This window comes from Oleiphilus sp. HI0079 (assembly GCF_001635105.1).
The window spans coordinates 1-1,002 of record NZ_LWFT01001342.1; the positions used below are offsets into that span (position 1 = coordinate 1).

2 protein-coding genes are annotated in these 1,002 nt (G+C 46.4%); both read left to right on the forward strand.

Annotated elements, in window-relative coordinates; genetic code table 11:
- The coding region (locus tag A3750_RS23220; RefSeq protein ID WP_156498878.1) for an ATP-binding cassette domain-containing protein at positions 1 to 623 on the forward strand (623 nt) is incomplete at its 5' end.
- Positions 624 to 625: 2 nt separating this feature from the next.
- The coding region (locus A3750_RS23225) for an enoyl-ACP reductase (protein WP_156498879.1) at positions 626 to 1,002 on the forward strand (377 nt) is incomplete at its 3' end.

Genomic DNA, 1,002 nt, shown 5'->3' on the forward strand with positions numbered 1-1,002 from the left:
GTAGCAAAGGTGTCATCGCATTTGACGGTAAACGTATCGACCAGATGAACCAAAAACAATTCAGACCAATACGTCGAGAAATACAAATTGTTTTCCAAGATCCATTCGGCAGCTTAAGTCCACGCATGTCTATCGGGCAGATCATATCTGAAGGCCTTGAAATTCATAAGATTGGTGACGCTGTCGAACGAGAGCAGATGATTATTGATGCACTGCGTGAGGTTGAGCTAGATCCGGATTATCGTCACCGTTATCCGCATGAGTTTTCGGGAGGTCAGAGGCAGCGTATCGCCATTGCCCGAGCACTCATACTCAAACCACAACTTATTATCCTAGATGAACCGACGTCGGCCTTGGACAGAAGCATCCAAGTACAGGTAATCGACCTTCTTCGCCGAATACAACAAAAGCACAATATAGCGTTTATCTTCATCAGCCATGACCTTGCTGTCGTGAGAGCACTTAGCCATCGAGTACTCGTACTCAAGCATGGCAAGATTGTTGAAGAAAATGAATGCGAAGCCTTGTTTTCATCCCCAAAACACCCCTACACGAAGGAATTACTTGAAGCCGCGTTCTTTTATGGACAGAATTCCGTAATCGCGCAACACACTGAGGTTTAAGTATGGGTTTTTTAGCAGGAAAAAAAGTTTTAATTGTTGGTATCGCTAGCAAGCTCTCTATCGCCACAGGTATTGCCGATGCAATGCACCGCGAGGGTGCTGAGATCGCTCTCACATACCAAAATGACAAGCTCAAGAAGCGCGTCGAGGACTTCGGTGAGAAGTGGTCAAGCCCGCTAATACTTCCTCTAGACGTTGCCGACGACAAACAAATAGAAGCCGTTTTCGATAACATTAAGCAGCAATGGGGGCATATTGACATCGTTGTTCATTCGGTTGGCTTCGCTCCTGGTCACGAACTTGAAGGCGATTACGTCGATGCGACAACGCGTGAGGGTTTCGGCATCGCTCACGACATTAGTGTTTATAGCTTTGTTGC